Source organism: Burkholderia aenigmatica (assembly GCF_048627025.1).
Classification (GTDB): domain Bacteria; phylum Pseudomonadota; class Gammaproteobacteria; order Burkholderiales; family Burkholderiaceae; genus Burkholderia; species Burkholderia aenigmatica.
The window spans coordinates 1375805-1391919 of the sequence record NZ_CP184468.1 but is presented as its reverse complement, the minus strand read 5'-3'; the positions used below and the strand labels follow the sequence as shown (position 1 = coordinate 1391919).

Below are 16115 nucleotides of genomic sequence, written 5' to 3'. Positions count from 1 at the left end.
CGACATCAAACGAAACTATAATGGCGCCCCGGCCTTACGAGATTGCCGCGCGCTTCATCCAGGCACTGCCGTTGCGCGACCTCTCGCCAAGCCTTCTGAAAGACGCCATGCACAACCGATTTCGCCTGTTTTCCGTTTCGTGCGCGCTCGCGGCCGCGACCGTGCTGGCGGCGTGCTCGTCGCCGCCCAAGCCGATCTACCAGCAGGAACAGTTCGACGCGACCAGCAGCCCGTATGCGCATACGTTCCACTCGAAGTCCGATGCGGCCTGCGAGGCCGCGCGGCGTGCGCTGCTGAGCCAGGGCTATGTGGTGTCGTCGTCGCGCAACGATGCGGTCGACGGCAGCAAGAATTTCCAGCCGAACAACGACATGCACGTCGTGATCGAATTTCACGTCGTGTGCGCGGACGCGAACGCGGACGGCTCGTCGAGCATCGCGTACGTGAACGCGGTGCAGGATCGCTACACGCTGAAGAAGTCGAATACGTCGGCCAGCGTCGGCCTCAGCGTGTTCGGCTCGCTGTCGCTGCCGATCGGGTCGAGCGACGACGCGCTCGTCAAGACCGCCAGCGAGACGATTCCCGCCGGCGTGTTCTATGAGCGCTTCTTCAATCTCGTCGAGCATTTCCTGAAGATCGACCCGGCCCGCCGCGACCGCGCGACCGTCAAGGCCGCCGAGAAGGAGCCCGTCACGCCGCTGCCGGAACCCGCGCCGACGCCGCAGGGCGAGCCGATGAAGATGACGACGCCGGTCGTGCCGACGCCGCCCGCGGCGCCGGTGCCGCTTTCGCTGCCGGTCGTCGCGCCCGAGTCGGGCGCGAACGCCGTGCCGGCGGCAGCGTCGGCCGTGGTCGCGCCGGCGGCGATGCGCGCCGCTGCGCCGGTGGCAGCGTCGGGTTCGGGGTCGGTACCGGCTACGGGTGCGGCATCTGCTCCGGCCGCCTCGTCGACGCCCGCACCGGCGATCGCGCCTGCACCGGCCTCCGGATCGGCATCCGCCTCGGCGCCGGCTCCCGTGCCAGTTTCCGCGCCTGCGCCTGCTTCCGGTTCGGCGTCGCAACCTGCCGCAGCGGCATCGGCGCACGCCGCTGCGACGCAGGCCCCGGCCGCACCAGCACCAGCGCCCGCGTCCGCCGCATCGGCCTCCGTATCGGCATCGGCACCGTCGAGCACATCGCCCGCCCCTGCCGCCGCCAACCCCGTCGCCTCGTCCGCACCGTCCGGCGCGAGCGCACCAGCCGCAAACTGACCGGCTGCCCGTATCGTCGCGCGCGGCCGCACCCGGCGCAGCGCGACGATATGCACCCTTCCTCGGCTTTCCTCACAGGAATTTCCGCGCCGCGGGCAGTGTCAGCGCTTCGCGGCGGGCATGCGCTGCCGACGTCCATGTTCGCCGGGATCGGCAGCTATTCGGCGATTACCCGACAGGCCGGCTTACGCCGACCGCTCCACCTGCCGCAACGTCGCGCGCTGCGTCTGCATCTACCCAACGGTCGCCGTCACGTCGCCGCGGACGATCACCGTGATATCCGGCCGTCACCCGACAGGCCGGCTTACGCCGACCGCTCCACCTACCGCAACGTCGCGCGCTGCGTCTGCATCTACCCAACGGTGGCCGTCACGTCGCCGCGAACGATCACCGTGATTTCCGGCCGTCGCCCGACAGGCAGGCTTGCACCTGCCGCTCCGCCTACCGCAACGTCGCGTGCAACGTCTGCAACTGCTCGACGGTCGCCGTCACGCCGCCGCAGACGATCACCGCGATCTCCGTCGCCGACGCGAGCACGGGCACCGGCCGCTCGAGCGCGGCCAGCGCGGCACCGCACGCGGGCTCGACGACGATCCGGTGTTCGTCGAGGAAGCGCAGCGACGCGGCCACCGCGTCCGCATCGGACACGACGACCGGATGGATCTCGTGCCGCGCCGCCCATTCGACCGCCGCATCACACGGCCGCTTCGCGCCGAGCGACGTCGCGATGCTCGCGATCGCCGGCAATTCGATCGGGTGCCCCTGCGCGAGCGAGCGCGCATAGCAGTCGGCGCCCTCCGTTTCGGCCGCGACCACCGGTACGTCGTGCCAGCCGTTGCGCGCCAGCCCTTCGAGCACACCACACAGCAAACCGCCGCCACCGACCGCGAGCACGACCGCGTCGGGCTTCGGGCCGGCCGCCGCCATCTCGTCGATCATCGTCGCGTGGCCCTGCCACAGCACGCGGTCGTCGAACGGATGCACGAACGCGTCATGCTCGCCGAGCGCCGACTGCGCGAACGCGTTCGCCTCGGCCCAGCTCGCACCGTGCACGACGAGCTCCGCGCCCTCCACGCGGATCAGCTCACGCGCACGCGCCGACGCGCTTTCCGGCACGACGACGAGCACCGGCACGCCGAGTTCGCGGCCGCAATACGCGACCGCGATGCCCGCGTTGCCGCCCGACGACGACACGAAGCGCCGCGCGCCGGCCGCATGGCGTGCTTCGCAGACGGCACCGATGCCGCGCAGCTTGAACGAGCCCGACGGCTGCAGCGCATCGAGCTTCAGCCGGATGGTCCTGCCGAGCCGGCGGGACGCGATTTGCGAGCGGATATAAGGGGTCGGGATATGAAGCGGCATGGGACGGGACCAATGAGAACGGAGGAAACGCACGCGACTCGCGAGCGCGAGCGGCAATGACGGTCATCGTACGGCAGGCCACCCATGCTTTCCAATACCATCGAATGGCGTTTGCTATGCTTCACAGGTATATCGACCAACGAGAGCTGATACCACATGCGCCAGATCGAATTGCGTCACCTGCGCTACTTCGTGGCCGTCGCACAAGCCGGCAGCGTGATGGCCGGCGCCCGCGCGGCCGGCATCGTCCAGCCCGCGCTGTCGCGACAGATCCGCGAACTCGAGGACGCGATCGGCACGCCGCTGCTGGTGCGCCGCGCAACGGGCGTCACGCTCACGGCGGCCGGCGCAAGCTTCCTGCAGGACGCGACCGGCCTGCTCGCGACGCTGCAGGACAGCCGTGAGCGCGCGTTGCGCTGCGCGGCCGGCCAACTGGGCGAACTGCGGCTCGGTGCGTTGCCGAACTGCCTGCCGTTGCCCGTCGTCGCGAACGTCCTCAAGGCGTTTCGCGACACGTGCCCGGACGTGAAGCTGTCGATCGCGCCGATGCTGTCGGCCGAACAGGCGAGCGCGCTGGTGCGCGGCCAGCTCGACGGCGGGATCATGGCGTGGCGTCGCGACGAGGCGCCGCACCTGTCGGGCGTGCGGCTGCTGAGCGACCGCTTCGTGCTCGCGATGCCCGCGCCGCCCGGCAGACGCTTCACCGCGCCGCGCACGCTGGCCGACGTCGCGAACGAGCCGTTCGTCTGGTTCGACGCGCAGCGCTCGGCCGCGCACCACCGGTTCCTGATGGCGCAGTGCCAGCAGGCCGGCTTCACGCCGCGTATCGCGCAGGTCGGCAGCGACATTCCGACGTTGATCGGCCTCGTCGCGGCCGGGATGGGCTGTGCGTTCGTGCCGGAAAGCGCATCGCCGACCTGCCCGCACACGGTCAGGCTGGTCGCGCTCGACGAGCTCGCGAGCCGCTTCGACATCGAGTTCGTGTTCGACGGCGCGGCAGTGCCCCCTTCGCCCGTCGTCGCGCGGTTTCTCGAGGCCGTGCGCGACGCGGCCGGCGAAGCGGGCTGACCGGACGCGGCTCGTCCGACGCGTCCGGCACACGATCGAGCGGCACGATTTGCTCCATCGCTCGACGGCCGGACATCACCCTCCGTCAAACCGTCGGTTTAGCTGCCGCGGCGCGCTAAACACCGGCATCGCGCGCGAGAAAAATCTTTCAGAAAACTGACGGACGGCGCCGCAGCGCCGGCATTTTTAAATTGACACCAAAAACGGCCGTTTAACGCCGGTTCGAATTGTCATGCGTCGAAATATACTTCGCGCGCATCCAACCCTCGTGCCAAAGAGAGGATGCCTTTCTGCCCCGGTCACGGTCCCCCTGTGGCCGGGGCTTTTTTTGCCCGCGTGCCTTGTCTGAAAAGGGTGATCGGCGATGATGCGACGCTCTCGCGAGGGGATGGCCGTCCCCGGGCCGGCCCGCCCGATCCGCACGGCCATGCGTCGCCGGACAGCCGGCGGACGACCGCCGGAGCACCGGGCAGAGCGACCGTCAGTCCGCGTGAAACCGCCGATGAATCGCGATCTCGCGGCCAAAAGCCACCCCTTTTCATTACACGTTGCTTTCACCCCGCACCCTCGTTCATCGGCTCCGCCAGCACGCTTCATACGCACGCTGCATTGTTGAGATGAAATCAAGATAATTTCGTCCGTACGCGGCTTTTTCCGCAAAAGTCATCCAGGCACACTTCGCCCTGTCCTCACCGGCCCCGTGCCGTTGTTCCTCGACTACAGGAGCTCATCGCGTGAACCCCACTTCTTCCTCTCCTTCCCGCCCGGCCGGCAGCGCCGCGCTACCGCTGCTGGCACTCGCCGCCGGTGCGTTCGGCATCGGCACGACCGAGTTCTCGCCGATGGGCCTGCTGCCCGTGATCGCCGACGGCGTGCACGTGTCGATTCCGCAAGCCGGCATGCTGATCAGTGCCTATGCGATTGGCGTGATGGTCGGCGCACCGCTGATGACGCTGCTGCTCGCGCGCTGGTCGCGCCGCTCGGCGCTGATCGCGCTGATGTCGATCTTCACGATCGGCAACCTGCTGTCGGCGCTCGCGCCAGGCTACACGACGCTGCTGCTCGCCCGCCTCGTGACGAGCCTCAACCACGGCGCATTCTTCGGGCTCGGCTCGGTGGTCGCGGCCAGCCTCGTGCCGCGCGACAAGCAGGCCAGCGCAGTCGCGACGATGTTCATGGGCCTGACGATCGCGAACGTCGGCGGCGTGCCGGCCGCGACCTGGCTCGGCCAGATCATCGGCTGGCGCATGTCGTTCGCGGCGACCGCGGGCCTCGGCCTGGTTGCGATCGCCGGGCTGCTCGCCGCGCTGCCGAAAGGCGAAGCCGGCAAGATGCCCGACCTGCGTGCCGAACTCTCGGTGCTGACGCGCCCGGTCGTGCTCGGCGCGCTCGGGACGACCGTGCTCGGCGCCGGCGCGATGTTCACGCTCTACACGTATGTCACGCCGACGCTCGAACACCTGACCGGCGCGACGCCCGGCTTCGTGACCGCGATGCTGGTGCTGATCGGCGTCGGCTTCTCGATCGGCAACATCGCGGGCGGGCGCCTCGCCGACCGCGCGCTCGACGGCACGCTGATCGGTTTCCTGCTGCTGCTGATCGCCACGATGGCCGCGTTCCCGCTGCTCGCCAGCACGCATGCCGGCGCCGCCGTCACGCTGCTCGTGTGGGGTATCGCGACGTTTGCGGTCGTGCCGCCGCTGCAGATGCGCGTGATGCGGGCGGCCCACGAAGCGCCGGGCCTCGCGTCGGCCGTCAACATCGGCGCGTTCAACCTCGGCAACGCGCTCGGCGCGGCCGCCGGCGGCGCGGCGATCTCGGCCGGCTTCGGATACGCGGCCGTGCCGCTCGTCGGCGGGCTGATCGCCGCGGCCGGACTCGCGCTCGTCGTGCTGCAGATCGCCCAGCAGCGCCGCGCACCGGCCGCCGCGAATTCATAATCTCGGGTCGTCGCGCGCAGGCGAGGCGCGACGACCTGCCGCCCCTCGCGGCAAACACGCTGACGGCCGCACAATGCGGCCGTCTTCGTTTTCAACCGTCAATTCCGTTTCGCCGATTCTTCAACCTCGACCGGAAGAAACCTGAATATCGGCGCATTCCGCCGCGATAAAAATTCAATTCATTAATGGATGAGTGAAAACGATTCAATCCGACAGAATGATTCATCTCCGCCGCATTACATTTCACCGGATACCCCAATCATTCAATTGCACAAGCGCCAATTCAACTCACGACGTCAATCGGAAAAATCGTATCGCACCCCGCCAAAACCGCGAATTAATTGCCGCATCGCAGGAAAATCTTTCACTCACCGCATAAGCGAAAAAATCCAATACCGTAATGTTTTCCGGCCTTATCCAATCAATTCCCGATTTGACTGTAACAAAATGAAACAGCCGCGCGATCAAGATTGAAAGACTCGGCAATTCGTATCAGCATTCGCAATGCCGCGGCATGCGAAGCGCGGCATAAATCCAATGAAAAACCGCTCGATGAGGAATCAGAGTGAAAGTCGCCATCGCTTCCACGACATTGTCGCTCGCGCTGTCAATCGGCCTGTCGACACCTGCCGCCGACGCCGCCACCTATTCGAACGGCACGGCGACCGCCACCTTCAACGTCACGCTGACGCTGCAGCCGAACTGCACGATCGCCGCGAACCCGCTGGCCTTCGGCACCAACGGGGTGCTGGCTACCGCGATCAACCAGCAGACGACGGTGAACGTCACCTGTACCAACACGACGCCGTACAACGTCGGCCTCGACGCGGGCTCGGTCACGGGGTCGAGCGTCGCGAGCCGCCTGATGGCCGGCACGTCGACCGGCAACACGACGACGACCGTCGGCTTCCAGCTCTACCAGGACGCCGGGCGCACGACGATCTGGGGCAACACGCAAGGCACGAACACCGTGGCCGGCACCGGCACCGGCGCCGCGCAGGCGATGACCGTCTACGGCCAGGTGCCCGCGCAGGCGACGCCGAAGCCGGACACCTATCAGACGACCGTCACCGCAACCGTCTACTTCTGACCGGCACCGCCACGCATGACCGCATTACGTCGAACGCTCGCCGCGCTGCTGTGCGCGGCCGGCACCGCGCACGCCGCGTCGCTGCAGATTTCCCCCGTCACGATCGAATTCGGCACCGACGACACGGCCACCGGCATCACGCTGCGCAATCCGGGCGAGCGCCCCGTGTACGGGCAGGTGCGCGTCTTCCGCTGGGACCAGGCCGACGGCCAGGACACGCTGACGCCCACGCAGGACCTGGTCGCGAGCCCGCCGCTGATCGAGGTCGGTACGCAATCCGAGCAGTTGATCCGGGTCGTGCGCGCGTCGCCCGCCCCCTCCGGCATCGAGCAGAGCTACCGGCTGCTGATCGACGAGCTGCCGCAGCCGGGCGAGGCGCCGACCAACGGCGTGTCGATCCGGCTGCGCTATTCGATTCCGGTGTTCGTCGAGCCCGCGACCAACGGCGCGCCGCAGCTCGACTGGGCGCTGCTGCGCAGCAACGGCGGCTGGGTGCTGCGGGTGCGCAACGGCGGCCCGCGCCGCGCGCAGCTGGCATCGGTCGAGCTCGTGACCGGCGACGGCCACGCGTACCCGCTCACGCACGGGCTGCTCGGCTACGCGCTCGCGGGCCGCACGGGCCAATGGAGCGTGCCACTGCCGGCCGGCGTTACGCTCGGCGGCAAGGTCACGGTGCGGGCGGCCGTCAATTCGCAGCCGGCCAGCGCGGTCGTCGCGGTGGAGCCGCCGGGCTAGACCGCCGGTGCGCCGCCCGGCCTCGCCCCCTTCGCCACGCACCGGCACGTTCCCGGCCAACCGACGCGGGACACCGCGCCGCTCGCCGCGGGTCGCGCTCGCGGCCGTCGTGGCCGGCAGCCTGCTCGCGCTCGGCCCGGCCCACGCGGACGAACCGTCGTCGCTCGTGATGACCGACAGCGTGCACGACGTGATCCTCGAAGTCAGCGTCAACGGCGAAAGCACCGCGCTGCTCGCGCATTTCCGCGAGCGCGACGGCCATCTGTCCGCGAGCGGCGCCGATTTGCGCACGATCGGCTTCGCGACCGACCGGCTCGGCATCGCCGACGCGGCGACCGTCGACCTCGACACGATTCCCGGCCTGCGTTACCGCTACGACGCGGCACACCAGAGCGTCGACCTGCAGATGCCCGATACGCTGCGCCGCCCGTACGCGGTCGACAGCCGCGCATTGCCGGCCACGCAGGTGGCCAGCGCGTCGCGCGGCGTCGCGATCAACTACGAGGCGTACGCACAGACGATCGGCGACCGGCAGTTCTCGCTCTACACCGACGTGCGCTACTTCGACCCGAACGGCGTGTTCAACACCACCGGTACCGCGGCCTTCTACAACGGCCAGCGGCGCTATACGCGCTTCGATACGTCGTGGAGCCGCTCGGACCCGGCGCGGCCGAGCACGACGCAGATCGGCGACACGATCTCGGGATCGCTCGCGTGGACGCGCTCGGTGCGCGTCGGCGGCTTCCAGTGGCGCAGCAACTTCGCGCTGCGGCCCGATCTCGTGACGTTCCCGATCCCGTCGCTCGCGGGCTCCGCGGCCGTGCCGTCGGCGGTCGACCTGTACATCAACAACGTGCGCCAGTACACCGGCAACGTGCCGAGCGGCCCGTTCATCATCCACGACGTGCCGGGCATCACCGGCGCCGGCCAGGCGACCGTCGTCACGCGCGACGCGCTCGGGCGCACCGTCGCGACGTCCGTGCCGCTCTACGTCGATACGCGCATGCTGTCCGCGGGGCTGTCGAGCTATTCGTTCGAAGCCGGCTTCCTGCGCCGCAACTACGGGCTGCAATCGTTCGACTACGACGCGCGGCCGGCCGTCAGCGGCTCGATGCGGCGCGGCGTCACCGATGCGCTGACCGTCGAGGGACATGCGGAAGCGACCGGTGGCGTGCTCAACGCCGGCGTCGGCGCGCTGATGCGTGTCGGCTACGCGGGCGTCGTGAGCGGCGCAGTCGCGGGCAGCGCCGGCCGCTATCCGGGCACGCAGGTGAGCGTCGGCTATCAGCTGATCGAACCGCGCTTCTCGATCAACGCGCAGACGATCCGCGCGTTCGGCCGCTACGGCGACCTCGCGTCGCGCGACGGCGCGCCGGTGCCGTCCGCGACCGACCAGGCGACGCTCGCGCTGCCGTTCATGCACCGCCAGACGCTGTCGCTCAGCTATATCGGCTTCCGGCTGCCGCAAGGCCCGAGCGCGCGGATCGGCACGGTGTCGTACACGCTGAGCTTCGGCGATCTCGCGTCGCTGAGCGTGAGCGCGTACCGCGACTTCGCGCAGCAGGGTGCGAACGGCGCGTTCGTGTCGCTGAACATCGGGCTCGGCCGCAACACGTCGATCAATGCGACCGTGGGCCGCCAGCGCGGCCAGTCGAACTACACGGTCGATGCGAGCCGCCCGCCCGACTACGACGGCGGCTGGGGCTGGGGCGTGCAGACGGGCGGCACGGGCGCGGTGCCCTACCGACAGGCGCAACTGCGCTATCTCGGCCATGCGGGCGAAGTCATCGCGGCCGCGCAGAACATCGACCGGCAGACCGGCGCATCGCTCGACGTCAGCGGCGCGCTCGTCTTCATGGACCGCAGCGTGCAGTTGTCGCGCCGCATCGACGACGGCTTCGCGCTCGTGTCGACCGACGGCGTCGCAGGCATTCCGGTGCTGCACGAGAACCGCGTGATCGGCACGACCGATCGTGCGGGGCACCTGCTCGTGCCCGACCTGAACGCGTACCAGAACAACCAGATCGCGATCGACTCGATGAAGCTGCCTGCCGATGCACGGATCGCCCGCACGTCGATGACGGTCGTGCCGCAGGCGCAATCGGGCGTCGTCGCGCATTTCGGCGTGTCGCGCTATCGCGCGGCGTCGGTGATCCTGCGCGACACCGCCGGCCGGCCGCTGCCGGCCGGCGCGCACGTGCATCACGCCGAAAGCGGCGCGGACACGATCGTCGGCTTCGACGGGCTCACGTTCATCGACGGACTGAAGGAGGACAACCATCTCGTGATCGATTACGGCACGCAGCGCTGCGTCGCGGAATTCGCGTTCACGGCGCCCGGCAACGGCACGTTGCCGACCATCGGCCCGCTCACCTGCCAGGCCGCGCCATGAGGCTCGCGCTACTCCTCTTCGTCGCATTCGCCGTGTGGTGCGGCGTGCCGCGCCACGCGCACGCCGAGTCGTGCACGGCCACCGCGTCGACGGTGAGCTTCGGCTCGGTCAGCCCGATCTCGCGCGCGTCGGTTGCCGCGACCGGCACCGTCAGCGTGACCTGCACCTGGTCGGCCATCACGCTGACGCCGAACGTGCTCGTGTGCCTGAATCTCGGCGGCACGAGCCCGCGCAGCCTCGTCAACGGCAGCAACGCGATGCAGTACGACCTCTATCTCGATGCCGCGCATTCGGTCGCGTGGGGCTCCGTCTATTCCGGCACGACGCCGGCATCGGTGACGCTCGTCAAACCCGCGCTCGGCACGAGCGCGACCGCGACGGTCACGGTGTACGGACAGATCGCCGCGAACCAGCCGACCGTGCCGACGACCGGCAACAGCACCACGACCTACTCGCAGCAGTTCGGCGGCAACACGACGTCGGTCAACACGGGGTTCTACCTGCTCGGCGCGCCGACCTGCGCGTCGCTGACGTCACCGAGCGGCACCTTCCCGTTCGGCGCGACGGCGAGCGTCGTCAACAACTGCAACATCAGCGCGACCCCCGTCAGCTTCGGCACCGCGAGCGTGCTGTCGGGCGCACTCGCGGCGACCGGTTCGATCACCGCGCAGTGCACCAACGGCGACGCGTGGAAGATCGCGCTGAACGGCGGCAACAGCGGCAACGTGACGGCACGCCAGATGCAGCGCAGCGGCGGGGGCGGCACGATCGGCTACGGGCTTTACACGGATGCCGCGCGCTCGATCGCGTGGGGCGACGGCACGGGCGGCAGCTCGACGGTCACGGGCGTCGGTACGGGGACATCGCAGGTCGTGACCGTGTATGGCGCGGTGCCGGCGCAATCGACACCCGCGCCCGGCAACTACAGCGACACGATCACCGCGACGATCAGTTTCTAGCGTTCAATGGCGTGCGCGGAGCGCATGCGCCGCGCGCCGCGTTCAGAACGTGACGGTCCAGGTGGGCAGCGCGCCCGCGCCGATACTGCGCGGCGCCGACCGCACATCGGGCAGCGGCGCGTGACTGAGCACGAACGGCGTGCCGTGCGCGCAACGGACGCTCGGCATGTCGGCATCGGCGGCCTGCGGCATGCCGGGGCCGATCGTGCAGATTTCCGGAATGGTGAGACTGACGCGCAGCGGAATCGACGGCTCGGCCGCGCTGGCGAGCGACCCTACGCCCAGCGCCGCGAGCGCGATCGCACCGCGTCTGATTTGGCCGGCTGTCATCGTGCGGCCCTCCTTCGTGCATCCATCCAGCATATGCGCGAATTATCGGCATGCGTGCGGAAATCTTGAATCCGCACGCACGCGATCGGGCCCCGCCGTGCCGGTCAGCGCGCGGCGCCGAACCCGCCGAAAAACGCACGCGCGTTCGCGTCGAGGCTGTCGAGGTGATAGCCGCCTTCCTGCACGATCACCGTCGGCAACCCGAGTGCGCCGATCGCACTGCCGAGCCGTCCGAAACCGTCGGTCGTGACGGCCACCTGCGATTGCGGATCGTCCTTGTAGATATCGAAGCCGAGCGCGAGCACGAGCGCATCGGGCTGGAACCGGGCGAGCGCGCGCAGCGCGTCGTCGAGCCGCTCGAAGAACGCCGACTCCGGCGCGCCGTGCGGCATCGGCAGGTTCAGGTTGAAACCGTCGCCGGCCCCCGTGCCCGTCTCTTCCTCGTAGCCCGCGACGACCGGATAGAAGTTGGTCGGGTCGCCGTGGATCGACACGTACAGCACGTCGTCGCGGCCGTAGAAGATCTCCTGCACGCCCTGCCCGTGATGCATGTCGGTGTCGAGGATCGCGACCCGGCGATGGCGGCCGAGCAGCGACTGCGCGGCGATCGCCGCATTGTTCAGGTAGCAGAAACCGCCGGCCGCGTCGCGGCGTGCGTGGTGACCGGGCGGCCGGCACAATGCGTACGCCTCGCGCGCGCCATCGTTGACGTCGGCCGCGGCCGCCAGCGCGTCCTGCGCGGACCAGTACGCCGCGCGCCACGTGTTCGCACCGACCGGGCAACTGCCGTCGGCGAGGTAGCGCGCGGCTTTCGCGAGCACGCCGCGCAGCGGGTTCGGATCGCGCACGAACACGTTCGACATCACTTCGTCGCCCCAGTCGTCGGGCATCTGCTTCCAGTCGCGATGCGCCTCTTCCAGAAAGCGCAGGTAGTTCATGTCGTGCACGGCCGCGATCGGCGCAGTGCCGCGGTCGGCCGGCTCGCGCACGTCGAAGTCGAGCGACCGGACGGCCGCGACGAGCCGCGCCGCGCGCTCGGGCACTTCCTGCGGTTCGCGCATCTGGCCGCGCGACAGGTAGCTGCGCGGATGGTGCAGCAACTGCTCGGGATGGAAATAGGTTTTCATCGTTCGCCCTCGTCGGTTTTTCGATTTGTCGGTTGATCGGTTTGCCGCGTCACGCATCCTGCATCGCGGCCGCCACGGCAACGCGCGCCGCAACGCCGGCGCGCGCGAGCACCGCATGAAGCAGCACGTTCGTGCCGCGCGTCACGTCGGCGGGCAGTGCATCCTCGGCTTCGTTGTGCGACAGGCCGTCGACACACGGGATGAACACCATCGCGGTCGGAACGCAACGCGCGAGCAGGATCGCGTCGTGCCCGGCGCCGCTGACGATCCGCTCGTTCGTGTAGCCGAACGCGGCGGCCGCCTGCGCGACCCGCTCGACGCAGTCGCGATCGAACGGCGTCGCCGGGCTGCGCCAGCAGGTGTCGATCGCGACCTGTACGCCACGCGCCGCGGCGACGCGTGCGCACGCATCGCGCAATTCGCGCTCCATCGCATCGACTTGCGCATCGTCGTGATGGCGCAGGTCGACCGTGAACGTCACATCGCCGGCAATGGTGTTGCGCGATGCGTTGCGGATGCCGACCTGCCCGATCGTCGCGAGCCCGCGCGGCGCATGACCGGCGACGATCCGTTCGAGTTCGAGCGCCATCTGCGCGCTCGCGAAATACGCGTCCTTGCGATACGGCATCGGCGTCGTGCCCGCATGCGCCGCCACGCCCGTCACGGTCACGTCGAGCCAGCGGATCGCCTGCCCACCCGTGACGATGCCGATCGTCCTGCCGTTCGCCTCGAGTACGGGGCCCTGTTCGATATGTGCTTCGAAGTACGCATCGACCGCGCCGCCCGTCGCGCGCGTGCCGCGATAGCCGCATGCGTCGAGGGCCGCGCCGAGCGTAACGCCGTCGGCGTCCTGCTTGGCCAGCGCATCGTCGAGCGGCAACGCGCCGGTGAAGACGGCCGAACCGAGCATCGCCGGTGCGAAGCGCGCGCCCTCCTCGTTGGTCCACGACACGATTTCCAGCGGCTTGTCGGTCGAGATGCCCGCGTCGTTCAGCGTGCGCACGAGTTCGAGCGCGGCGAGCACGCCGTAGACGCCGTCGAAGCGGCCGCCTTCGGGCTGCGTATCGAGATGGCTGCCGATCAGCACCGGCGCGGCCTGCGCATCGACGCCGTCGCGCCGCGCAAACAGGTTGCCGACTGCGTCGACGCTCACCGTCATCCCCGCGTCGCGGCACCACTGCGCGAACAGGTCGCGCCCGCGACGATCGTCGTCGGTGAGCGCGAGGCGCCGCACCCCGCCGCGCGGCGTCGCACCGATGCGCGCCATGTCCGCCAGGCTCTGCCACAAACGGGCGCCGTCTATTTCCAGCAGGTCTTTCATGTGCACTCCGGATGAATTCGTTCGTTGAAGGTCACTGCGAGCCGAACGCTTCGGCAGTGGCCGGCCGCGCCGCGCGTCGCGCATCGAGCGCGACGATGCAGAGCAGCGAGATGCCGGCGAGACACGTGTAGAACACCGCGAGCGGCCACCACTGGCCCGCGAAGCGATGCGCGAGCCACGTGCCGACGAGCGGCGTCAGCCCGCCCGCGAGTGCGCCGCAGATCTGGTAGGCGAGCGAGATCGCCGAATAGCGCACGTGCGCGGGGAACACCTCGCTCACGAAACCCGCGATCACCGAATAGAAGCCGGCCATGCAGACCACCGCGAGCGCGATGCCGGCGATCAGCGATGCGGACGTGCCGCCCTGCACGAGCATGAACATCGGATACGGCGACAGCATCGCGAGCAGCGCCGCGAGTTTCAGGAAGCGCGCGCCGCCGATGCGCTCGGCGATCCACGCGGCGATCGGCTGCGCGAAGAACTGGATGATCGCGACCGCGAACAGGCTGTCGAGAATCAGCGAACGCGAGACGCCGACGTACTGCGTCGTGTACGCGATCATGAACGTATTGGTGAAATAGACGCCCGCGATGCCGATCGTGTTCGCACCGATGCAGAGCGCCACGAGCCCCGATGCGGAGCGGAACACTTCCGCGACCGGCAGCTTCACGGTGCGGTTGGTTTCCTTCACGCGCGCGAATTCCGGCGACTCGTTCACGCCGAGCCGGATCAGGATACCGACCACGAGCAGCACCGAACTCGCGAGAAACGGCAGGCGCCAGCCCCATGCGAGGAAGTCGGCCTTGTCCATCGACGTGACCGCGCGAAACGCGATCAGCGACAGGATCAGCCCGGCCGGGCTGCCGAGCTGCGCGAACGACGCGAAGAACGTGCGGCGCCCCTGTGGCGCATGCTCGCCCGCCATCAGCACCGCGCCGCCCCACTCGCCGCCGACCGCGATCCCCTGCACCACGCGCAGCGCGACGAGCAGCACCGGCGCGAGCATGCCGACCTTCGAATAGTCGGGCAGCAGCCCGACGCACACGGTCGCGACGCCCATCATCATCAGCGTCGTCATCAGCGCCTTCTTGCGGCCGATGCGATCGCCGAGATGGCCGAAGATGATGCCGCCGAGCGGCCGCGCGAAGAAGCCGACCGCGAACGTCGCGAACGATGCCATCGTGCTGACGAAGCGATCATGCGACGGGAAATAGAGGTCGCCGAACACGAGCGCGGCGGCCGTCGCGTAGATGTAGAAGTCGTACCACTCGATCATCGTGCCGATGAACGCGGCCGTCGCGGCGCGTCCCGGCTGGCGGGCGGAAGGAAGGGACTGGGTCATGCGGGCTCCTGACGCGCGCCACTGCGGGGCGACGCGCAATATCGTGTGACGGCCGTCTGTCGCGGCCTTGCGCCGCACGTTGCGGCAGCCCCTCCTTTATCGGCGACCGCAAATCATTAGTCAAATTTCAAGTTATTATTCGCCGTATAAATTCAACTAATGTCCACCTCGACGCCTCGCCCGGAGACCCGATGCGCCCCGACCTCGCCCCGTTCCTGAACGACCGTCTCGACTGGAACCTGTTGCGCACCTATCTGGTGATCATCCAGGAGCGCAGCGTGAGCCGCGCAGCCGCGCGCCTGCACGTGACGCAGCCGGCCGTGAGCCAGGCATTGCGGCGGCTCGAGGACACGCTCGAACGCAAACTGATCGAGCGGCGCGGCACGCACTTCGCGCCGACACCGGCCGGCGAAGCCGTCTATCGGATCGCCAGCGACATCTACGGCGGCATCTCGCGCCTCGAAACCGAAATCGACGACAGCACGGCCGACCTGACCGGTTCGATCCGGCTGCTGACGGTGAGCCGCATCGAGTCGCCCGTCTACGATGAATTCCTCGCGGAATTTCATCGTGCGTATCCACGCATCGACCTGCAGATCGAGGTGATGCGCTCGTCGGACATCCTGTCTTCGCTGCTGCAGAAGACGGCCACGGCCGGGCTCGGCCTGTGCCGCACGCCGCACGACAAGCTGGAGATGCGCTGCTTTCTGCGCCAGCGCTATGCGATCTACTGCGGCCGCCATCACCGGCTGTTCGGGCAGACGCAACTGCGGATGGACGATCTGCTCGCCGAGAATTTCGTGTCGTTCACGAGCGACCAGATCGGCGACAGCCTGTCGCCGCTCACCGTGTTTCGCGACCAGCGGGGCTTCACGGGACGCATCGTCGCGTCGTCGCCGAGCCTCGATGAAGTACGGCGGCTGATCTTCGCCGGCTACGGGATCGGCTGCCTGCCCGAGCACATCGTGCGCGACGACATCGCGCAACAGCGGCTGTGGCGGCTGCCGCCCGACGACGGGCTCGTCGATGTCGACGTGTTCCTGCTGTGGCATCGCGATCGCAAGATGAACGCGGCCGAGCACGCGTTCCTCGACGCGATGGAGCGCTGCATGCAGCGCTTTTCGCTCGCGGAGCGGCTCGGCAAGTAACGGCGCGAACGCGCCTGCGGAAAGCGCCGGGCGCACACGGCCCGGCGCGTC

Annotated in this window: 13 protein-coding genes; 8 read left to right on the top strand and 5 right to left on the bottom strand. The window is 68.8% G+C overall.

Going from position 1 to position 16115, the window contains the following annotated elements:
- Positions 1 to 107 precede the first annotated feature (107 nt).
- Positions 108 to 1250 (top strand): DUF2242 domain-containing protein, encoded by a 1143-nt coding sequence (locus tag ACN8ZM_RS06545; protein WP_420210804.1) that lies wholly within the window; start codon positions 108 to 110, stop codon positions 1248 to 1250.
- A gap of 441 nt (positions 1251 to 1691) precedes the next feature.
- Here the strand turns inward: ACN8ZM_RS06545 and ACN8ZM_RS06540 are convergent, their stop codons facing one another.
- A complete protein-coding gene (locus tag ACN8ZM_RS06540) occupies positions 1692 to 2612 on the bottom strand; it encodes a pyridoxal-phosphate dependent enzyme (protein ID WP_043182220.1) in 921 nt (306 codons plus the stop codon).
- Positions 2613 to 2768: 156 nt separating this feature from the next.
- On the opposite strand from ACN8ZM_RS06540, the gene ACN8ZM_RS06535 reads away from it, so the two are divergent.
- The 6 genes from ACN8ZM_RS06535 to ACN8ZM_RS06510 all read left to right on the top strand — a co-directional run bounded on the left by ACN8ZM_RS06535 (position 2769) and on the right by ACN8ZM_RS06510 (position 10796).
- Complete coding sequence (locus ACN8ZM_RS06535) at positions 2769 to 3680, top strand: LysR family transcriptional regulator (protein ID WP_043182219.1); 912 nt, start codon at positions 2769 to 2771, stop codon at positions 3678 to 3680.
- Positions 3681 to 4414: 734 nt separating this feature from the next.
- Positions 4415 to 5620: an MFS transporter gene (locus tag ACN8ZM_RS06530; RefSeq protein ID WP_043182218.1), complete on the top strand. Its 1206-nt coding sequence runs from the start codon at positions 4415 to 4417 to the stop codon at positions 5618 to 5620.
- Between the two features lie 604 nt (positions 5621 to 6224).
- On the top strand, positions 6225 to 6710 hold the full coding sequence (locus ACN8ZM_RS06525; RefSeq protein WP_420210982.1) for a spore coat U domain-containing protein: 486 nt from the start codon (positions 6225 to 6227) through the stop codon (positions 6708 to 6710).
- Between the two features lie 15 nt (positions 6711 to 6725).
- Positions 6726 to 7445: a molecular chaperone gene (locus ACN8ZM_RS06520; RefSeq protein WP_420210803.1), complete on the top strand. Its 720-nt coding sequence runs from the start codon at positions 6726 to 6728 to the stop codon at positions 7443 to 7445.
- Positions 7446 to 7452: 7 nt separating this feature from the next.
- Complete coding sequence (locus ACN8ZM_RS06515; RefSeq protein ID WP_420210802.1) at positions 7453 to 9837, top strand: fimbria/pilus outer membrane usher protein; 2385 nt, start codon at positions 7453 to 7455, stop codon at positions 9835 to 9837.
- Entirely contained in the window at positions 9834 to 10796 is a 963-nt protein-coding gene (locus tag ACN8ZM_RS06510) for a spore coat U domain-containing protein (RefSeq protein WP_420210801.1), read from the top strand. Before ACN8ZM_RS06515 ends, ACN8ZM_RS06510 begins: the two co-directional genes overlap by 4 nt.
- A gap of 42 nt (positions 10797 to 10838) precedes the next feature.
- Here ACN8ZM_RS06510 and ACN8ZM_RS06505 read toward each other — a convergent pair whose 3' ends face one another.
- From ACN8ZM_RS06505 to ACN8ZM_RS06490, 4 genes are all read right to left on the bottom strand, one after another.
- Complete coding sequence (locus tag ACN8ZM_RS06505) at positions 10839 to 11126, bottom strand: hypothetical protein (protein WP_043182211.1); 288 nt, start codon at positions 11124 to 11126, stop codon at positions 10839 to 10841.
- 104 nt (positions 11127 to 11230) lie between these two features.
- Positions 11231 to 12253 carry a histone deacetylase family protein gene (locus ACN8ZM_RS06500; protein ID WP_420210800.1) on the bottom strand — a complete coding sequence of 341 codons (1023 nt, stop codon included), beginning with the start codon at positions 12251 to 12253 and terminating at the stop codon, positions 11231 to 11233.
- A gap of 49 nt (positions 12254 to 12302) precedes the next feature.
- Positions 12303 to 13574: a Zn-dependent hydrolase gene (locus ACN8ZM_RS06495; protein ID WP_420210799.1), complete on the bottom strand. Its 1272-nt coding sequence runs from the start codon at positions 13572 to 13574 to the stop codon at positions 12303 to 12305.
- Positions 13575 to 13605: 31 nt separating this feature from the next.
- Positions 13606 to 14916: an MFS transporter gene (locus tag ACN8ZM_RS06490; RefSeq protein WP_089450222.1), complete on the bottom strand. Its 1311-nt coding sequence runs from the start codon at positions 14914 to 14916 to the stop codon at positions 13606 to 13608.
- A gap of 191 nt (positions 14917 to 15107) precedes the next feature.
- Between ACN8ZM_RS06490 and ACN8ZM_RS06485 the strand changes: the two genes are divergently transcribed.
- Positions 15108 to 16064 (top strand): LysR family transcriptional regulator, encoded by a 957-nt coding sequence (locus tag ACN8ZM_RS06485; protein ID WP_043182203.1) that lies wholly within the window; start codon positions 15108 to 15110, stop codon positions 16062 to 16064.
- Positions 16065 to 16115: the final 51 nt, after the last annotated feature.

What these genes read in the sequence shown, in the direction of transcription:
- ACN8ZM_RS06545 (WP_420210804.1), top strand. Translation starts at nt 108, where the DNA reads ATGCACAACCGATTTCGCCTGTTTTCCGTTTCGTGCGCGCTCGCGGCC.
- ACN8ZM_RS06520 (WP_420210803.1), top strand. Translation starts at nt 6,726, where the DNA reads ATGACCGCATTACGTCGAACGCTCGCCGCGCTGCTGTGCGCGGCCGGC.
- ACN8ZM_RS06510 (WP_420210801.1), top strand. Translation starts at nt 9,834, where the DNA reads ATGAGGCTCGCGCTACTCCTCTTCGTCGCATTCGCCGTGTGGTGCGGC.
- ACN8ZM_RS06535 (WP_043182219.1), top strand. Translation starts at nt 2,769, where the DNA reads ATGCGCCAGATCGAATTGCGTCACCTGCGCTACTTCGTGGCCGTCGCA.
- ACN8ZM_RS06540 (WP_043182220.1), bottom strand. Translation starts at nt 2,612, where the DNA reads ATGCCGCTTCATATCCCGACCCCTTATATCCGCTCGCAAATCGCGTCC.
- ACN8ZM_RS06490 (WP_089450222.1), bottom strand. Translation starts at nt 14,916, where the DNA reads ATGACCCAGTCCCTTCCTTCCGCCCGCCAGCCGGGACGCGCCGCGACG.
- ACN8ZM_RS06500 (WP_420210800.1), bottom strand. Translation starts at nt 12,253, where the DNA reads ATGAAAACCTATTTCCATCCCGAGCAGTTGCTGCACCATCCGCGCAGC.
- ACN8ZM_RS06505 (WP_043182211.1), bottom strand. Translation starts at nt 11,126, where the DNA reads ATGACAGCCGGCCAAATCAGACGCGGTGCGATCGCGCTCGCGGCGCTG.
- ACN8ZM_RS06485 (WP_043182203.1), top strand. Translation starts at nt 15,108, where the DNA reads ATGCGCCCCGACCTCGCCCCGTTCCTGAACGACCGTCTCGACTGGAAC.
- ACN8ZM_RS06495 (WP_420210799.1), bottom strand. Translation starts at nt 13,574, where the DNA reads ATGAAAGACCTGCTGGAAATAGACGGCGCCCGTTTGTGGCAGAGCCTG.